The sequence below is a fragment of the Vibrio sp. OY15 genome (genome assembly GCF_000742455.1).
GTDB lineage: Bacteria > Pseudomonadota > Gammaproteobacteria > Enterobacterales > Vibrionaceae > Vibrio > Vibrio alginolyticus.
Map to the genome: position 1 here is coordinate 1 of NZ_JPIL01000012.1, position 19,903 is coordinate 19,903.

13 protein-coding genes are annotated in these 19,903 nt (G+C 45.2%); 5 read left to right on the top strand and 8 right to left on the bottom strand.

Features of this window, described 5'->3' with window-relative positions; all coding sequences use genetic code 11:
• Nucleotides 1-20: 20 nt before the first annotated feature.
• From IJ23_RS14140 to IJ23_RS14175, 7 genes are all read right to left on the bottom strand, one after another.
• Nucleotides 21-614 (bottom strand): mechanosensitive ion channel family protein, encoded by a 594-nt coding sequence (locus IJ23_RS14140; RefSeq protein WP_033906604.1) that lies wholly within the window; start codon nt 612-614, stop codon nt 21-23.
• Nucleotides 615-1,107: 493 nt separating this feature from the next.
• Nucleotides 1,108-3,222, bottom strand: a complete 2,115-nt coding sequence (locus tag IJ23_RS14150) for a type I secretion system permease/ATPase (protein WP_005374556.1) — start codon at nt 3,220-3,222, stop codon at nt 1,108-1,110.
• A 15-nt stretch (nt 3,223-3,237) separates the two neighbouring features.
• Nucleotides 3,238-5,151 carry a bifunctional diguanylate cyclase/phosphodiesterase gene (locus tag IJ23_RS14155; RefSeq protein ID WP_005383568.1) on the bottom strand — a complete coding sequence of 638 codons (1,914 nt, stop codon included), beginning with the start codon at nt 5,149-5,151 and terminating at the stop codon, nt 3,238-3,240.
• Nucleotides 5,152-5,156: 5 nt separating this feature from the next.
• Nucleotides 5,157-5,840 (bottom strand): transglutaminase-like cysteine peptidase, encoded by a 684-nt coding sequence (locus IJ23_RS14160; protein ID WP_005374561.1) that lies wholly within the window; start codon nt 5,838-5,840, stop codon nt 5,157-5,159.
• A gap of 114 nt (nt 5,841-5,954) precedes the next feature.
• A complete protein-coding gene (locus IJ23_RS14165) occupies nt 5,955-7,346 on the bottom strand; it encodes an HlyD family type I secretion periplasmic adaptor subunit (protein ID WP_005374562.1) in 1,392 nt (463 codons plus the stop codon).
• Between the two features lie 173 nt (nt 7,347-7,519).
• On the bottom strand, nt 7,520-8,743 hold the full coding sequence (locus IJ23_RS14170; protein ID WP_005383565.1) for a sigma-54-dependent transcriptional regulator: 1,224 nt from the start codon (nt 8,741-8,743) through the stop codon (nt 7,520-7,522).
• A complete protein-coding gene (locus IJ23_RS14175; RefSeq protein ID WP_033906605.1) occupies nt 8,736-10,610 on the bottom strand; it encodes a sensor histidine kinase in 1,875 nt (624 codons plus the stop codon). Before IJ23_RS14175 ends, IJ23_RS14170 begins: the two co-directional genes overlap by 8 nt.
• Before the next feature lie 115 nt (nt 10,611-10,725).
• On the opposite strand from IJ23_RS14175, the gene pdxH reads away from it, so the two are divergent.
• Complete coding sequence (pdxH, locus tag IJ23_RS14180) at nt 10,726-11,361, top strand: pyridoxamine 5'-phosphate oxidase (protein ID WP_005374570.1); 636 nt, start codon at nt 10,726-10,728, stop codon at nt 11,359-11,361.
• 73 nt (nt 11,362-11,434) lie between these two features.
• Here pdxH and IJ23_RS14185 read toward each other — a convergent pair whose 3' ends face one another.
• Nucleotides 11,435-12,154 (bottom strand): helix-turn-helix transcriptional regulator, encoded by a 720-nt coding sequence (locus tag IJ23_RS14185; protein ID WP_017820063.1) that lies wholly within the window; start codon nt 12,152-12,154, stop codon nt 11,435-11,437.
• Nucleotides 12,155-13,126: 972 nt separating this feature from the next.
• Between IJ23_RS14185 and IJ23_RS14190 the strand changes: the two genes are divergently transcribed.
• The 4 genes from IJ23_RS14190 (at nt 13,127) to putP (ending at nt 19,826) form a co-directional block, all read left to right on the top strand.
• Entirely contained in the window at nt 13,127-13,939 is an 813-nt protein-coding gene (locus IJ23_RS14190; RefSeq protein WP_017820064.1) for an AraC family transcriptional regulator, read from the top strand.
• A gap of 406 nt (nt 13,940-14,345) precedes the next feature.
• On the top strand, nt 14,346-17,477 hold the full coding sequence (gene putA / locus IJ23_RS14195) for a bifunctional proline dehydrogenase/L-glutamate gamma-semialdehyde dehydrogenase PutA (RefSeq protein ID WP_033906606.1): 3,132 nt from the start codon (nt 14,346-14,348) through the stop codon (nt 17,475-17,477).
• A gap of 11 nt (nt 17,478-17,488) precedes the next feature.
• Nucleotides 17,489-18,196, top strand: coding sequence for a 1-pyrroline-5-carboxylate dehydrogenase (locus IJ23_RS14200; RefSeq protein WP_033906607.1), 708 nt, complete (start codon nt 17,489-17,491; stop codon nt 18,194-18,196).
• 136 nt (nt 18,197-18,332) lie between these two features.
• Nucleotides 18,333-19,826, top strand: coding sequence for a sodium/proline symporter PutP (gene putP / locus IJ23_RS14205; protein ID WP_005374582.1), 1,494 nt, complete (start codon nt 18,333-18,335; stop codon nt 19,824-19,826).
• The last annotated feature ends 77 nt before the right edge of the window (nt 19,827-19,903 follow it).

Consider the following 19,903-nt stretch of genomic DNA (forward strand, 5'->3'; position numbering starts at 1 on the left):
ACCCATATCAGGACGGGTCATTATTTCTTTCTGCGAGTATAAATTCGAGATTTGGCTTTACTTGGCTCTGGCTTGTTTTTCGCCAGCTTTAGTACCGCTTTTTGCAAAATCTGGTTGTTTGGGTAAGTGATCAAGTTTCCGTTGTCGTGCTTAATTAACACGTGAAACATACTGATTTCTTGAATCTCACCGCAGATGTCTTCATCTTTGTCTACGACTTTAATTCGGTCACCCACTCGGTACGGGAAGACAAAAAAGATCAAAAAGCTGGCAGTGATGTTGCTCAGAATTGACCACTGCGCAATAAACGCCACACCTAATACGGCAAAAATGGACGATAGGAACAAAGACACATCGCCATAGCCAATACCTGTGATAATGGCAAAAATAGAGGCGGTCAAAAATAGCAGCGCGACATTGAAACAGCGCTGAATAAAACTCAAACGAGCCTTTTTTACACCTTTCGCTGTTGCCAAATTTAGGATGGCTCTATTTACAATCCTCTTCAGGATGCGATACGCGATCAGGACAAAAATGCCCATCAATAGTTTGTAACCGAGGGAGCCCGTAGTGAAATACTGGCTCACTTGCTCTAATTGGATCCAATCATTCATTTCTTCATCTCGACGATATCTAGAAAGCGGCTTTTATAGCTGATTTTTTGCTGTAAGTAATCACAATTTTTCTTTACACCATTTGTCTCTGTGTTGAGGTTCCACAGAGTGCTATATAAGTTAATCAAAGACTTAGTGAGTATTACAAACTCTTTGGCTTTATTACTTATATTCAACCAAAGCTGACGTGATTTTGAAAAGAGCAATCTTTGAGCTGTATCCCATATCCGACATTCTATGACGCTAGTTCCTTATAAACGAGCTGAATATGACTTTTGTCCTGATAACCTAAGGTGTATTAATTGAAATAGCTTTTAGGGCGTTGAAAAATGGAAGAAGATGAAAAGGCGATTATGATTTTATTCGTGATTGTTGGCCTTGTACTCGTTTGGGTCGCGCTTGAAGAACTTAATTATCTCGGGCTCCCAATAAAATAAGCCCCGTTAAACACAAGTTAAACGGGGCCCTTGTTTTTTATCAATGTGAATTCAGGCTAGCTAACCGCACGCACTTTGCCTTGTTTCAAATCGTTCAGCACTTGCGCTTTAGGGCCATCTGCGATGATGCTGCCTTTCTCCATCACAATTACGCGATCAACGATGTCGAGCATAGACGTTTTATGCGTAATCAGAATCAGCGTTTCACTAGGTTTCAACTGTGCTAATTGATGTTTAATGTGCATCTCTGAGCGATTATCCATCGCACTGGTTGGTTCATCCATGAGTAGAACAGGAGGACGACCCAAAAATGCACGAGCGATCGTGACTGCTTGACGTTGACCACCCGAAAGCATTGCACCGCCTTCACCAACTTGGCGTTCTAAGCCCGCTGGGTCAGATTGCGTAAACGCAGTAACACCGGCACGATTCGCTGCGTCTAGTACGTCACGGTCATCGGTTAATGGGCGACCTAACGTAATGTTGTCGCGGATAGAACCAAAGAACAGATTCGAATCTTGCGGCACACAACCAATATTACGGCGAATGTCGACATGATGCAGTTGTGCGATGTCGGTATCATCAATGCGAACATGACCTTCCGTCGGCTGATACAAGCCCATGATGAGACGCTCTAACGTGGTTTTACCCGAACCGATACGGCCTATGATCGCTACTTTTTCGCCTGGGTTAATGGTCAAGCTCAAATCTCGAATCGACGCCACCGGTGAATCTGGGTAGTGGAAGGTCACGCGTTCAAGTTCAATTTTGCCTTGTACTATTGGACGGTGAATGTAACGTTTACCTTCTTCTTGTTCATCCGGCATTTCCATGACTTGATTGATAATTGTCATAGAAGACTTCGCTTGGTTGTAGCGCGTAGAGAGTAAGGATAACTGAACCAAAGGACCAATCGCGCGGCCGCTAAGCATGGTTGCGGCAATCAAACCACCCATGGTTAAGTCGCCCTCTGCAATCAAGTAAACGCCTAGGATGATCATCCCTACGTTACTACTTTGCTGCACAAAACCTGCTGCGTTTTGAATGCTATCCGTAATTCGGCGGCTTTTTATATTCCAGTTCGCCATGTGCGCAACTGCCTCTTCCCAGCGGTATTGGAATTGGCTTTGCGCACTGAGCATTTTTACGGTTTCTAACCCAGCCAAGCTCTCTATCAAATTGGCATATTTTTGCGATGCTAGGCGTGAACCCTCCTCAATGGAGCGGCGCAGCGGCCCTTGTATCAGTAGCGAGTGAATAATCAAAATGACCACGCCCACCATCGGTACATACACAAGATCGCCAGCCATTAGCCATATAATCACTAAGAACAAAATGGCAAAAGGCAAATCAATGAGAGCACTGACGGTCGCTGAAGTAAAAAACTCTCGAATAGATTCGAATTCTTGTAAATGGCGAGCGAAGGCACCGACCGAAGGCGGCTTCGATTCCATTCTAATCCCCATCACTTTGCTGAACAGTTTGGATGAAATCAGAATGTCAGACTTCTTGCCCGCCACATCAATGAAGTAATTTCTCAGCGACTTGAGAATGAAGTCGAACAGGAACACGACAAAGATGCCGCTTGCTAGTACCCATAGGGTTTCAAACGCAAGATTCGGAACCACTTTGTCGTACACCAAGCGAGTGAATAGCGGAGCGGCAACCGCAAAGAGGTTGATGAGAAGTGATGCGATTAAAACATCACGGTAGATGCGTTTTGACTGCCACAAGGTTGACCAGAACCAGTGGCCTTCGTTGGTTTTGAGCACTTCGGGAGAACGCTCATCGAAACGGAATTGCTTTTTAACTAAAAAGTACCGACCAGTGTATTGCTCAAGTAGGTCTTCTAATGGAATAGAGATCGGCACCATTCCACTTTCTAGGGTGGTGACTTCGGCCTCGCGTTTCTCCATATTGATGCTGTTGAGAACGCAAGAGTCACCGCCTTTAAGAACTAAGATTGCCGGCAGAATTAGGCTAGAGATGCTCTCCAGCTCTGCGCGGTTTTCCTTGGCAACCAATCCGGCCCTTTCCGCTGCTCTTGGTAGCAAAAATGGGGTCAGTTTACCGTCAGATAGCGGTAGTCCGTTGACTAGCGCTTCTGGCGAGTTAGCTAACCCATAGTAACGGCTAACGTAGATGAGCGAATTCAGTAAAGGGTCTTTCATCGTTGATAAACCTTTTTATTCCTTGTCGACGATGAATCCTTGGAATACCTCAACAAAATGTTCAGTGAGGAAGTCCAACTGGATTTGAGTTTCGATACGCGATGCGATAGTCGTAATACCAAGGTTGTGGGCAGTACGAGAGATCGACGTTAGCGTGAATTTCTGTTTTTCGTCGTGCAAGTTGTGTGTGAATAGGTAATCGAGCTTCACATAGTTCGGGCGGAACTCTTGGATGTATTCCAAAGATTGGAAGTTACGTCCGTAGTTATCTACGCCGAACTCAGCACCTGATTGGCGAATGGCATTACATAACAGTGCTGTGTGGTGAGGCTGATCGATAAAGCATTCCTCTGGAATTTCAAAGTGTAGCTTAGAGGCCACTTTGGCGTGTTTTTCCAGCATGCTAGTTGTCCAGCGAATAAACGATGGTTGAGACAAGCTGCTTTGCGCGATGTTAATCGCGACTGGGTCATTAAGTTCACCACTTTCTAGCATCTTAATCATTGATTCAATGACATACTGGTCAAAGATGTTGGTGGCGTCTAACTGTTCTAGTGCGAATAGGTATTGATTCGCACGATACGTTTCACCATCTTTTTCGATGCTTGAAAATACTTCGTTGTGGAATACTTTACCCCATGTGTTTTTCGCAGCTTGGAAACGGAATTTAACCCAATCACTATGAATGGCTTCTTCAACCAACGCTTTCCATTGCTGTTTACCCATCAAACTAGAAGGTGTATCACTGCCAATGAAGCCGTATGGCTTGTCTGGTTGCGCTTTGGCTTTCGATAGTGCGTTGTCCACCATCGAGAGGATTTCAGAGCGCGTTTTCTGATCTTTGCTGTGTGCAACCCCTAGTGACGCTTTAGGTTTTGCTAAGCCTGTTGGGTCAGTATTTAGGCCGTTCACACAATTGACGATGCTGTCCGATAAAATGCGTAACTCGCTCTCATCCATATGAGGGAAAAGCAAGCCGAACTCATCACTAGACAAGCGAGCAATAGTGGCACCCGGTACATCAATGGTGTTTTTCAAACGTTGAGACAGTTCTTTAACGTGGGCATCTGCGCGTTGGTAATCTTTGGTCTCGTAAATGTCCCCAATGTATTCAGCATGGAGTAGCGCGATACCCCCTTGCGTTTGCTCTGCAAGCCATTGGTCGATTTGGTTGATGTAGAATGAGCGGTTACCCAATTTAGATATAGGATCGAGGTAAGCCTGAGCACGCAGACGTTGCGCCTCTTTGGCTTGCTCTTTGAATGATAGCTCGATTTGAGCAGACATCATGTTAATGCCATCTACCACCGCGATAAGATCTTTGGTTCTTGGACGAGCAAGCGGTTCACCAAATTGGTTATTCGCGATTTCATGCATTTTATTTACGATGGCCGTTAATGGTTTTAGCGAGCGACGTAGGATGTATGAAATTGCCACTAAACCAGCTAGAAAAATAACACTGAATACAGACAGCAAGCCAATAAAACCTTGCCAGAGCTGCTCGTAAGCTGCGCCTGGGTGGCTAATGATTTCTACTTCGGCGAGCTGCATCCAACCACTGGTCACAACACGCTTATCGTGAATCGCTTTAAATAGATTCATGTCGATAAACCATTGTGGCACCGTACTTGGTTTAACTGGGTAAGTACGCACGATCTGGTAGTCAGAATCTAATGCTGTAAGACGAACAACGGAGTAGGTGCTGCCGTCAAACAGAGCATTAATCACGGACTCAACCGCGACTTTATCTTTGTCCTTTAGGTAAGGAGCCAGTGCCAAACCTACGGTGTTAATAGTGTTGTTGACCTCTGAACGTTGCTGTTGCTCCAAGCTGTCTCGAGTCGTGTTGAATTGGATTACGAATACTGATGCCAACAAGAGTATAAAGACCGTAACCATCCCCACCACAAGCTTCTTATATAGGGTCATGTTTCTCACTCGTCATAGTTAATTTTAGGTTTATTTAACTGCAACTTACGTTCGCGCGAGCGTAAGTCATTCCAAAGGCTCAACCGTGATGCTTTCCCTGCCAGCTCTCCAGTGCTAGCAGATGACTTCATCAACCACAGGTTTGTACCATTAAAACTGTATATCGGTAGCAAGTCGCTACGCTTAGAGGCTCGGACAATGTCAGGATTGATATTATCGAGAATGAGCGGCTCAGAACTTGGGGTAGGGTAGTAAGCTAATACCATGTGAAACTGATTCAGTTCGATGGCTTTTACGTATATTAACCGCATCTTTGAATCTGGTATTCCTAGCTCGAGTAAAGAGAAGTACTTAGCAATAGTGAAATCTTCACAGTCTCCTGCGTTACTCCCTAAAAATTCGAGTGGCGTAGCCCAATAATCTGTCTTTCCCCACAGTTTTATGTCGTCAACGAAATACAGCTGATTAAAAAAGTCGTTAACGCCAGCGAGCTGTTCATGAGTCTCTAATTGTTTAAATAAGTCGAGGTTCTTTCGCCATGTATTTACGCGCAATCCCGCACGTTCGCCGTACACCGCTGTGACCGTATTGACCCATCGTTGTTCTTTACTGTTCAGCGCACCAAGTTGGAACGACAAACAACTTAAGCTGATTAATAATGTAACTTTACGCTGCAAATTGGATCGCATATTCGACTCGTATCACAAGTATACTCTTCTAGAGAGTTCGTCAGTGAGAAATAAGTGCTTTTTATTTAATCACTTATCGCTCAATACTCCCTATCGCGAGTATCTTAATGTGGTTTACTCCTTCAAGGCGTTCGTTTTGGCACTTAAAATCGGTTTAAGTAGATATTCCAAAACGGTTCGCTTCCCTGTGATGATATCGACCGATGCTGTCATTCCTGGAATGATTGGTAAATCTGCATCTTGACCAAAGTTTGTTTTTTCGGTGCGTACACGAACAATGTAGAAGCTGTTGCCTTCTTCATCTTGAGTGGTATCCGCGCTGATATGTTCCAACTCTCCCTCTAAACCGCCGTACTTTGTGAAGTCGTAAGCTGTAAATTTCACGATAGCATGAAGATCTGGGCGTAAAAATGCGATGTCTTTTGGCGCAATTTTCGCCTCTACCAATAGTGTGTCTTCTGTTGGTACGATCTCGACGATATCCATACCAGGTTGGATAACACCACCGACAGTATTGATGTTCAGTGTTTTGATTTTGCCTGTTACTGGCGAATTCACAACCGTTCGGTTTACTCTATCTTCCAAGCCCACCGCTGATTCAACCAAGGCAGATAACTGGTCTTGGGCGCTGTTGAGTTTCTCTTGCTGTTCAGAGCGGAATTTGAGTGCAACATCAATACGGTTGAGCATGGATTCTCGAATTGCTGATTGCAATACGGGAATCTTGAGCTCACTGGACGTCATTTCACGACGGGTATCGTTGACTTGGCGCTGTAATTTGAGCAGTTCAATACGAGGAACAACGCCCTCGTCTGCCAAAGGTTTGGTGATATCGAGTTCTTTTTTCGCGTATTGGTAGCTTTGACGCAAGTTCCTTACTCGCGCTTGGATCTCTACCAAGTCCTGCTGCTTTTGCTGCACTTGTTGGTCAATAACAGAAAGTTGGTTGCGCAAATTATCTAGATCTTCGCGATATTCTGCTTTTTGACGCTGTGTGAGTTGAGGTCGAGTCTCTTCCAAGGTTGGTGGGAAGGTCAGTTTACCGTAATCAAGTAGTACACTTTGACGCCAGTTTTCCGTTTCAAAATCACGATTAACGGCAACACTGTTAATAGAAGCGGATAGTTGCAGCACAGATGCGGTAAGGTTGGCAACTTGTTGCTCACGTTCACGAAAATCTGAGCGAAAGCGGGTGTCGTCGATAAGCAGTAACTGTTGGCCTTTTTCAACCAACTGGCCTTCTTTGACCAAGATTTCTTTGACTAAGCCACCTTCTAAGTTTTGGACTACTTGTATCTGTGAGGAGGGAATCACTTTGCCTTGACCAACCGTGACTTTGTCGATTTCAGCCCAAGATGCCCAACCTATTGCTGCAATGAAAAATAGCACCATAACCCAGAGCATAAAACGCGCGCTGTTGGGGGTATTGAGGAGCAATGCTGCAGTTTTGTCATCAACAAAATCCAACTCTTCATCGTTGAGTTTGTTGTAGTTATCTCGGCTCATCACAGTCCCTGCTTATATAATTACGGATTATCTTTTTGATCTTATTATTATTAACCGATCATGTCAGCATGCTCGGCTAATAAAATATGAGAAGAGGGTTATTCTCTCTTCAAATGAGCTTTCTTACACTTTCTAAATCAAACAAAAGCATAATTAGCGCCGGAGTATAGCTATTACGCCTTGAACTTGGCTTTATCCAACTGATGTTTTTTTAGTTTGTCGTACAAGGTTTTGCGTGATACCTGTAATTCTAGTTGAACCTCTTTGAGTCTGCCGCGATGTCTTTGCAATGCATCGAATAACAAGCAATATTCAAAGTATTCTGTGCGCTGAGTCATACTCTGAATTTCAAGACTTTTCTCACTGTTCCAATCTTCCATTCTAAAAGTATCTGGCTTGAGGGCACGAAGTTCAGCAAATTGGCGTAGCTGCTTAACGTTTTCTGGCCATTCGAGACTGGTGAGGTGTTTGACCTCTTCTAGGCTGATATGTGGCGGCTGTAACTGATATCGACTCGCTGTGTGGCGCACAAAGTGCTTGTATAAAGGCCCTATATCTTCCTTTCTTTCATCGAGCGTCGGTAAGTGAATTAGAGTCGCCAGGGATTTTAGAGGTGGCTCGGCTTGGGTGGTCGCGCCAAAAACACGTTCAAGTTTTGGGTGCTTGAACAAGTATTCCCATTGTTCAAATGATACATGCTCTGCGCTATGTAAGTACAAACTGCAGTGGCGTTTTCCTTCACTTAAGCGGTGTATGGCTTTGTCGAGCGCTTCTAATGAAAGCTCATAGAGGTCTTCACCAGAAGCGGCGATTAGCTCACTATCCGGTGTTGCATGTATGTCGTGGGCAAATTGTGCAGCGAGTCGCCGACCCGTACCATCTTGACCTACAAAAATGAGCGGCTGGCTTGTGGGCGCACTGATCAAGGCGCGACGAATGCTCACCATAGCCTTACTGTGACCAATCATTTTCGGACCAACATGAGTTTGCATGTCGAGCTCTTTCTTAAGCCAGATGTTTTCTTGCAACAAGTTCAGTTTATCGCTGGCATTGTTGAGCGATTTCATGAGCTGTTCCGTTGAAAACGGTTTTTCTAGAAAGTCGTACGCGCCGCTTTTCATCGCATCTACCGCGGTTTTCACATCTCCATGTCCAGTAAGTACGATGAATTGAAAGTGATCGTTTTTGCTTCGCAAAGTTCGCATAAACTCCAAGCCATCCATCACGGGCATATGGATATCGGTGATGATAATCGCAGGTGTATTTGAGTCGATTACGCGTAAGGCTTCTACTGCGTTTGGTAAGCAGGTGACGTCTATCCCTTCAATCAGCAGGGCTTGAGACACGGCATCACGAATGTGTGGTTCGTCATCAACAAAGAAAACTGGGTTATTCATGGTCGTTTTCCACTTCTGGGGTACGTTTATTCTGATTGACTATTGGTAGCGTCACGATAAAGGTCATCCCTCCTGCTTGTTGTTCTGTGTTCTGATGTTTATAGGCACAGAGGGAGCCGTGATAGCTCTCTAAAATGCGTTTGGAGATTGTTAAACCTAATCCAAGACCCTCCGGCTTAGTCGTAAAAAATGGGTCGAACACTTTTGCTAGGGCTTCGTCTGACATCCCTGGTCCGTTATCGGAAACAAGAATGTCGCAACTGTCATCATGACACTGAACAGCAATGGATATTTGCGGATCGATACAGTGGTTTTCCATCGCTTGTGCGGCGTTGTGGAAGAGGTTTATCAGCACTTGTTCTAATTCAACGCTGTGAATGGCCAGCTTCACATCATAGTCGATGGCCGGAACTTTTAGTGTTACTCCTTGCTTAATAAGCTTGTTGCTCAAAATGCTGGTGGCAGTATGTACCGCGTCGTGCAGTACTGAGATTTCATTGTGTGAATCGTGCGTGGCTTTCCGAGTAAAGACTTTTAAGCGGGCAATGACTTCCGAAATGGTGTCATTGAGTGTCAGCATTTTGCCCAAATTGTCAGCGACCATTGGGTATTTTTCCATTGCCAACAAACGCTGCGAGTTTTCGGTATAGGTTCTTAGTGCGGAAAGTGGCTGATTTATCTCATGATTAATACTGGCTGATAGCTCGCCCAACAGTGCCAATTTCGCGGCTTGCGTCAGTTCTTGTTGTGTTTGTTTAAGCTCTTGTTGGCTTTGCTCATATTGGCGGATGGTCTGTTGTAGTTTTTGGTTGGCTTCACTCAGAACTAGTGTCCGTTGCACTACTTTTTCTTCTAGGCTCACATTGAGATGGGCAAGGCGTGCTTTGTTAACTAGGGTTTGGAACCACGCTAACGCAATTAGAGCAATGAGCGCATATAAGATCAGGAAGACGATATCGGCCTGTAAAACGGCGGCAAGAACGCTGTTGTGGTTAATTAAGGCAACGACGCGAAACCCTTTATCCAATAAGTGTGTTGCGTATGCGAGGTAATTTGGTGATAGAAGCAATTGATTGTCATCAAACTCCGTGACACCACTGTGTGCCGTCAACTCACCAAAATATTCGGGCAAGGTATCGCCATATTGACGCGTTTCGGTAAGTTCAATTATTGCACTCGATGACAGTGGGAAAAGTGCACGATAGCGCCAGTCTGGTAAATTGCTCATAAACACGACATTGTGTTTATCTGTAATGAGTACGTCAGTCGTGGTTTGCGAAAGGCGCTGTTCTAATTGCTCCAAGTTCACTTTTACTGTGATCACGCCAACGACTTCCTCATTTACCCACAGCGGAGATGAGAAGAAGTACCCACGTTTATTCGAGCGCACGCCTAATCCAACGTATTGAGCGGGCTCACCGCGTCGCGCATTTTTAAAATAGGGGCGATAGCTAAAGCTAGAGCCAACAAACGTATCTTCTTGCTGAAAGTTACTTGAGGCAATGACTAACCCGGTGCGGTCATGAACGTAAATCGTATCGGCCAAACTTTGCTTCAACCAATCTGATAACAGTAGGTTGAGCTCTTGAGAGGGCGTTCCGCGCTCTACTGCTTTGAGTAGTCTTGGGTCGTGACTTAATAGGTTTGGTATCTGTTCAAACTTTGCCAGTTCGTAGTCCACTTCTTGTGACACTTGCGCGGCTTGTCTCTCTAGCTTTTGTTGCCATTGATCATGTTGGTATTGAGTTGCGTAATGATGAGTAAGCGCAAGCCCTGAAATGCCAACGGCACACAGTAGCAGTAAAAAATGACGTAGGGCTTTGGGGTTGAGTAAGTTCACGATCGGCTCACTGGTTTTTTGTGTCATGGTATCAAATGACGCACTGTGATGCTGTGAGCGGCAACGATAACAAGCACAATGATGTCCTTGTATTTCCTCAGTATCGGGAGCACAATCGACAAAAACGAGTGAAGGAGTAAAGATGGAACTTGCTGATATTCGTCGTGAGTACACCAAAGGTGGGCTGCGTCGTAAAGATTTGAAAGCTGATCCTATTGATCAATTTAATCTGTGGCTAGAGCAAGCAGTTGAAGCGGGTTTAACGGACCCGACTGCGATGACAGTTGCAACGGTTGATGAAAATGGCATGCCGTTTCAACGCATTGTTCTATTGAAAAACGTCGACAAAGATGGTTTTGTGTTTTACACCAACCTAGGCAGTCGCAAGGCCCAGCAGCTAGAGCATAACAGCAATATTAGTTTGCACTTCCCTTGGCATCCGTTAGAGCGCCAAGTTCATATTACTGGTGTGGCTGAAAAGCTTACCGCCGTAGAGAATATGAAATACTTTACTTCTCGTCCTAAAGAGAGCCAGTTGGCCGCAATCGCGAGCAAACAAAGTAGCCGTATTTCTGCCAGAGGTGTGTTGGAAGGTAAGTTTTTAGAGCTAAAACAGAAGTTTGCTAAGGGTGAAATACCAGTACCAACCTTTTGGGGTGGCTTTCGCGTAAAACCAAAGAGCATCGAATTTTGGCAAGGTGGCGAGCATCGCCTTCACGATCGTTTTCTTTTCTCCCAGCATGATGGAAGTTGGGACATTGATCGTTTAGCGCCATAGGCTTATGGTTCCTCATGAATAAACAAACACCGCCGAATTGGGGCGGTGTTTTTGTAGGTAGAAGCGATTCGAATTATCGCTCTCCATTCAACACAACCGATAATTGATGCTTAAGCAGCGTTTTGGGTACAACAGAGCCGTAGCCTGCTTCCATTGCTTTATCTATTAGTTCGTTCTTGCTGTTCGCTGCAAACTTATTACGTAAGCGTGCGACGTGACCTTCAACGGTTTTTGTTGATATGCCCATGACCTGAGAGATGAATTGTGGCTTTTTGCCATAGAGCAAGAGGAAAAGCGTTTCTTGCTCGCGGCATGTGAGCTTCTCTGGTTTTGGTTGTAAGTCAGAAAAACGAAAGATGGATTGTTGATTTGGGTTGGTACTGATTGCACGACAAACCCAATACCCGACTTCAATCACGGCGGTGTCGGTGAGTTCTCTTCCGTAGAAAATGGTGCCTACGATGTCGCCTTTGTCATCTCGCCACGGTGTTTTAGTAAATATATGTGCTCGCCAGCGGCCATCTGGATAAGGGTGGATATCCAGAATTTTTAGTGACTCGCCAGTTTCGAGAACGTGTTTATCTTGGCGTTGAAATTCTTGCGCGCATTCAGTGGTTGGGCTGGCCATATCAAAATCAGTTTTACCCAAGCACTCCTCGGGCGACGTGTGCCCTAACAGTTCTGCGTATTCCTGGTTTACGTATAGGAATACCGAATCTTTATCTTTGCATCCCCAACAACCTGGTAGCTGTTTAAGGAGGGATTGTTCTATGGTATCGACTGAAATATTCACAAAAGGACTCACTACATACTGCTTTTACCAATACAGAGACGTCCGTGTTACATGGCTCGTATTGATGTTGCCAAGTAGGCAGTTACGTTGCTAGAACACGTTCGTTGATTGGCGCTCAATCCAATTAAATTCAAGGTGTTCGATGTTTTCGTCAGGTAGTCATAGACAACGACGAAATGGAACGAAGAGTTTAATTGGGAAAATGGTCTGTTTCATTACAGATATGTGCGCTCACGGATGTCCGCCTAATGTTCGGCTTACAACTCGTATCGTCCTTGATCATGCTTCCTACAACTCAGTTGTAATGTGGTTGACGTTCATATCACTTGTGAGCGAAAGAGCAGCACCTAAGCATATGAGAGGGACAGTGAGACAAAAGCTATGATATCAGCTTATGCCATTGTTTTCATTGTTGAGAAGCGAAAAAAAAGCCAGCCTGAAGACGGGCTGGCAACACAAGATATAATCTTGTCGACGTGTAGAAGAGGTTCTAAATTACCTAGCGAGGGTCTGCTAAGTAAGTTAGAGGTATCAATGAGATACCGAGAGCTTTAGATCGTATGCATCTTAAAGCTCGATAACTAATGTATTGAATCAGAGGCATATTAGTAAGGGGGGAAATCCCTCTATGTTGAGCTTAAGAGTGGGTTTCGATCCGTTTCAGGGACGACTTATCTAATATGGAGCACGGTGTTTTACAAAATAACAGATTGTTCGGTAATAAGGATCTTTACATTGATTGGTTATGTATACGTAAGGTGTTGCCTATCTATCCGTTTTTGTTAATAAAATTGGTTGCTCACTGACCGTAAATTAACCTCGCATGATCATCGTTCCGGAACTATGATCATGTAAATGAACTTGATCATGCTGATTTGATCTTGTCGATTGAGTTGGGTAAAAGTTGCAACCCAACAAAGAAGGTATATGATGCGAAGACGTAAGCTGACCGTGTAAAGACGACTGTTTAAAATGAGTGACTCAGATAACCAAAAAATCCTTTCATATCAAGAGATTATTCTGCCAAAGCCGGCGGAGCTGATCACACTTCCGTCTTATATGGATTGCCACGATCATTCTTATACGCAGATCGTGATTGGTTTAAAAGGGCAAGCCGAATTTGAAGTGCGCGGGCGAGGTAATCTTGTCGGCCCTGGTCAAGGTTGTGTGGTTACCGCATGCTCTGATCATGCTTTCGGTGGCGTCATCAATCAATCGGATATTTTGGTGCTGAATATGCCCAAACCGACAAATGATGATCCTGAAATGCTTCAAAAAATCAATAACCTGGAGAGAGACCATGTCTACTTCCAGTTAGATAGTCAAATTCAGAAGCTGATACAGATGTTGGTTCAGGAAATGCGAAACCATCCGGATGACCTGCTGTTAAGTCGTGCGTGTAACGACACTGTGATTGCGTTAATGCAGCGCCATATCTCGGCATTTGAGACCAGTCGAAAAGAGTCGCGCTTTGATTTGGAGGCGATTGATCGTTACATTGAGCAGCACCTGAGTCATAAGATTAGTGTGGCTCAATTGGCCGGGCGAGTGTTTCTTGGGGAAAGTCAGTTCCATTGCTTGTTTAAAGAGCAGATGGGGATTACACCTCATCAATATGTTCTCGGAAAGCGAATCGACATGGCTCGTGAATTAATCGAGCAAGGGCACCTTTCTTTAGGGCAAATTGCCGAGTTTACTGGCTTCTCAAGCCAGAGTACTTTTACTCATACTTTTACTCGCTTACAGGGAATATCACCTTCCCGTTATAAAAAACAAGTTGGATAACAACGCGTTTTTTTAGGTCAAATAATCATCAATTAGAATAAAGCCATGCACTATGCATGGTTTTTTTATGTTTTATTCACGTGACCTATCTCTCGTTTTTTTAAATTCTCTGTTCTTTGCAGTGGCTGATATGCCACTTGATCCTACATTTTCTCTTAGAACGAGCTCTTCACAAAAATCTTATTGATATTCTTAATATTTTGTTGTGAATGCAATGAAAAAATTAAAATTTACAACACAAAATATTACCTATTTGAATGTGACTATGTGGATGTTTTGTTATAAAAGCGAGTTTTTGGCAAAAATGTCGTAGTTTTTGACAAGTATTCTTATCGGCCTCAAAATACACTGCCAGCCATTGATAATCCTCGAAGCGGTTTTCGAGGAGTGAGATTGAGGAACACACATGTTTACAGCTACGAACGTGTTGACACCGGAATTTATCGGGCAGCCGCTTGATAAGTTGTGGTCACTGATCTCGCCATTATATATGGTGGACGAGTCTCAATGGCTAGAGCAACTATTGCCACTAGCGACGCCGACAGAGGATGAAAAATCGGCGATCACTACCCAAACGACCCACCTTATCGAAGCCATTCGTGCCGATAAGAAGTCAATCCAGATGATTGATGCTTTATTGCTGGAATACAGCTTAGATACTCAAGAAGGTATCTTGCTGATGTGTCTTGCAGAAGCATTAATGCGCATCCCAGATGCCGCGACAGCAGATTCTTTGATTAAAGATAAGTTGAGTGTCGCAGACTGGAAATCTCACCTGAAGAACTCTGACTCTGTGTTTGTTAACGCATCAACATGGGGCCTCATGCTAACAGGTAAAGTGGTTGGTCTTGGTGAGCAAGGCACCCAGAGCCCAGGTCAGGCTGTAAACCGTCTGGTAAATAAATTCTCTGAGCCCGTGATTCGTAAAGCCATGTATCAGGCAATGAAGATCATGGGTCACCAGTTTGTTCGTGGTCGTACGATCGAAGAAGCGCAAAAGAACGGTCGCCCAATGCGCGACAAAGGTTTCACCTACTCGTTTGATATGTTGGGTGAGGCGGCGTTAACTACAGCGGACGCGAACAAGTACTTCAAAGATTACCTAATGGCGATCGAAGCGGTGGGTCGCGAGACTTACGGTAACGACACCAGCCCTGAGCCTTCGATTTCCATCAAGCTTTCTGCATTACACCCGCGCTACGAAGTCGCAAATGAAGAACGTGTAATGACAGAGTTGTATGACTCACTAATGCAACTACTAAAACGTGCTATTGAAGTCGACGTTGCAATCACAATCGATGCAGAAGAAGCGGATCGCCTTGAGCTTTCCCTGAAGCTATTTGAGAAAGTATACCGTAGCGATCTTGTGAAGGGTTGGGGCAAGTTTGGTTTGGTTATTCAAGCCTACTCAAAACGTGCGCTACCAGTCTTGGTGTGGCTAAATGCACTCGCAAAAGAACAAGGTGACGTTATTCCTCTGCGTTTGGTTAAAGGCGCGTACTGGGACAGCGAAATCAAGTGGTCTCAACAAGCGGGTTATGCAAATTACCCAGTATACACTCGCAAAGAAGCGACGGACGTTGCATACCTAGCTTGTGCTCGTTTCCTACTTAGCGAAGGTGTTCGCGGTAATATCTACCCACAATTTGCAAGCCACAATGCTCACACGGTGACGGCAATTGCTGTCATGGCGGAGCACAAAGAATACGAGTTCCAGCGCCTGCATGGTATGGGTGATTCACTGTATAACCATGTTATGAAAATGTACGCTCAGCCAGTACGTATTTATGCACCTGTCGGTAGCCATGCTGATCTTCTTCCGTACTTGGTTCGTCGTCTGCTTGAAAATGGTGCGAACAGCTCGTTTGTACACCGTCTAGTTGATGCGCGTTGTCCAATTTACGAGTTGACTCATCACCCTGTGGATGTGTTGACGGGTTTTGACACGCTACACAACGACAAGATCCCATTACCTGCCGACATTTTCCCTGAGCGTAAGAACTCATATGGCGTCAACATCGACATCGACAGTGAAGCGAAGCCATTTGAAGCTCAGGTCGAAAGCTTCATGGACAATCAGTGGGTTGCAGGCCCGATGATCAATGGTGAGCGCTTTGCCGAAAGCATGATCAAGGAAAATGCGGCTGAGATCATCACCGCACCATACGATCGCCGAATTGAAGTCGGCAAAGTGGCATTTGCAACTCTTGATCACGTTTCCGCTGCAATTGACGCAGCGCAAACTGCTTTCTCTGATTGGAAAGCCGTTCCTGTTGAGCAAAAAGCGGCTTGTTTAGAAAAGCTTGCTGACTTAATGGAAGAAAACCTAGCTGAGCTGGTGGCGATTTGTCACAAAGAAGCGGGTAAAACGATTCACGATAGCATTGATGAAGTTCGTGAAGCGGTGGATTTCTGTCGTTATTACGCGAAACAAGCGCAAAACTTACAGCCATTTGAGCTAGAAGGCTTTGATGGTGTGAAACGCATTTCTAGCCGTGAAGGTCTTGGTGTGTTTGTGTGTATTAGCCCTTGGAACTTCCCGTTGGCTATCTTCCTTGGTCAGGTAACGGCAGCACTGATTGCAGGTAACACTGTGGTTGCAAAACCTGCTGAGCAAACAAGCTTAATTGCCGCTCGCGCTATTGAATTAATGCTTGATGCGGGTTTCCCTGCTGGTGTGATTCAGTTACTTACTGGTCGCGGCGCTGAGATCGGTCATGCACTGACTTCTCATGATGCCATTGCTGGTGTGGCATTCACTGGTTCAACGGCAACGGCGCAACGCATTAACGTCACGCTTGCGGAGCGCAGCGCGAAACCGGTTCCGTTTATTGCGGAAACAGGTGGTCAAAACGCAATGATCGTGGACAGTACTGCATTGCCAGAGCAGGTGGTGCGTGATGTGATTCGTTCGGCGTTTGCATCTGCAGGTCAGCGTTGTTCTGCCCTTCGTGTTCTATTTGTACAAGAAGATGTAGCAGACCGTATGATCAACCTGATTCAAGGTGCGATGAATGAGCTGCATGTTGGTTTACCTTACCTACACAAAACGGATGTTGGTCCGGTTATCGACAGCAATGCAAAACAAAAACTCCTTGCTCACCTTGAGCAAATGAGCAAAACACAGACTAAAGTCGCTCAGCTACAGCTGGATGAATCGTGCCAGCATGGTGACTTTGTCTCACCAAGTGCGTTTGAAATCTCGGGCATCGATGTGCTGAAAGAAGAACAATTTGGTCCAATCTTGCACATTGTTCGCTTTAAAGCGTCTGAATTACCGAACGTGGTTGCGCAGATCAACAGAACGGGTTTTGGCTTGACGATGGGTATCCATAGCCGTAACGAAACCACGTACCGTTGGATTGAGAAACATGCACGAGTAGGTAACTGCTACATCAACCGAGACCAAGTTGGCGCTGTGGTTGGTGTACAGCCGTTTGGTGGTCAAGGCTTGTCGGGTACTGGCCCGAAAGCTGGTGGTCCACACTACCTATTCCGATTTACTCAACATCTTCTTGCTCAAGCAGAAAACGCATAAGGAGTCGCATTATGGTTCATCAGATCACCTATTTTAAAGATGCATTCTCTGCGTGGGAGCAGTGGAATCTGACTGATTTTGATTACAAATGCGAGCATGTTCTGGCATTTAAATCTGCACTAGAAGGGCAGCAGTCTACCGTTGCCAAAGTGGTTTCTTACCACTTGCAACAAGCATCAGCTCTTCTTGCAGAAACTCACCAGTTAGTTGGCCCTACAGGGGAAACTAACGAACTGTATGCCGCAGGACGCGGTGTGGCTTTGGTGATTTGTGAAAACAACATCGAGCCTGCTGATAATGCGTTATACAGTGCTTTTGCGATGATCACCTGTGCCTTAATTGCAGGAAACAGTGTGGTCGTTTGCAGTGACAATGCAGAGCTAAACCAATTGGTTAAGCAAGCTGTAGCGTTGGCAAACTTCCCATCTAACTTAGTCCAGGTTGTTGCGTACGATGCGTCTGCCCCGTTGCTTGAGAGCGATGTACGTAGTGTGGGTTATGTTGGGCGTTTACAGATTGAGCATGCGCTCAATCTTCAACTAGCTAAGCGTGACGGTGCAATCGTCGGCTTAGTTTCTGAAACGGATTTAGAGTCACCGAAATTGGCTCATGATCCTCATCTCTCGTTGCGCTTCATTACTGAGCGCACTCGAACGATAAATATTACCGCGGTGGGTGGTAACGCAACTCTACTCGAGTTGGGGAACGAAACTCACTAACCTGACTTGTAATGCTAATCTGGAGTAACTGGACTGAGAGCCGGTCCAGATTGGTTTTTTATACTCTGATGTATTGCTGAGACGGTAAAATATCAGGGCAGGCAAGGAAGGAAATAATTATAACGAGGACTATCTAATGATAGAAAATAGCTTTGCTATCACGTCCACTTTTGTGGCGTATTTACTGATTATGGTTGCTATTGGCGTTTACGCGTATAAGAGGACTTCCAATTCATCTGACTACTTCCTAGGTGGCCGTAGCCTAGGTCCGTGGCCTGCTGCATTATCTGCAGGTGCTTCAGACATGAGTGGTTGGCTGCTGCTAGGCTTGCCTGGCTATGCGTACGCTGCGGGTATCGAGGCCTTCTGGTTAGCCGGCGGTCTACTTCTTGGTACATGGGCAAACTGGCTCATCAGTGCAAAACGCCTCCGTACCTACAGTATCCAAACTGACGCGCTAACGTTGCCAGAGTTCCTGTCACGTCGCTTCAACGATAAGTCGAAACTGATTCAGACAATCTCTGCGTTTTTCATTCTTCTATTTTTCCTTTTCTACACCAGCTCAGGTTTGGTCGCAGGGGGCAAACTGTTTGAGACGGTATTCGGTCTAGATTATACCTACGCTGTTATCATCGGTACGGTGTGTGTCGTTTCTTACACACTATTCGGTGGTTTCCTAGCGGTATCTTGGACTGACTTAGTGCAAGGTCTGCTAATGGCGGCTGCGCTAATGATTGTTCCTATAGCGGTAATGGACGGTGGTTTAGGTCAGCTAAGTTCTGATCTACATGACATCAACCCAGAACTTGCAACGCTATGGAATGACGCGAAAGGCGAACCATTGTCTGCGATTGCCATTATCTCTCTAGCGGCGTGGGGCCTTGGTTACTTTGGTCAGCCACACATCCTAGCGCGTTTTAAAGCGTCTCGTTCAAACAAAGATCTAACGACTGCACGTCGTATCGCAGTGATTTGGACGGCACTATCTATGGTTGGTGCAATGCTTGTTGGTCTTGTTGGTCTGGTTTGGGTTACGGGTCATCCGGGTACTCAACTAGAGGACGGTGAGAAGATCTTCATGCTATTGGTTAACGCAGTATTCCACCCTGTCGTTGCGGGTATGTTGTTAGCAGCAATCCTAGCGGCGGTAATGAGTACCGCTGACTCACAGCTCCTTGTTTCATCTTCAGCGCTTGCAGAAGATTTCTACAAGCAAGTATTCAAGCCAGAAGCGTCTTCTGAAGAAATCGTAATGATTGGTCGTATCGGTGTTATCGTTATTTCGCTTGTTGCGCTATTCCTAGCGATGACGCCTGATAGCTCAGTACTCGGTCTTGTATCTTACGCTTGGGCTGGTTTTGGTGCGGCATTTGGTCCTGCGGTTGTACTTAGCCTTTACTGGAGCGGTATGAACCGTAACGGCGCGTTAGCAGGTATTCTTGTTGGTGGTATCACTATCGTGGTTTGGAAGCAGCTAACTGGCGGTTGGTTTGATGTGTACGAAATCGTACCGGGCATCATCTTCTCTACGCTTGCTATCATTGTGGTAAGTAAAGCAACGGGCGGTGCTGCGCAAGACGTGTTAGACCAACACCAGTCGTTCGAGAAAAAACTGGTTGAACTAGACTAGTAACTTCCCGTATATGAACACAAAGCCCGTTATTTTAGCGGGCTTTGTTTTATCTGAAACTTAATTAACGTTAATGG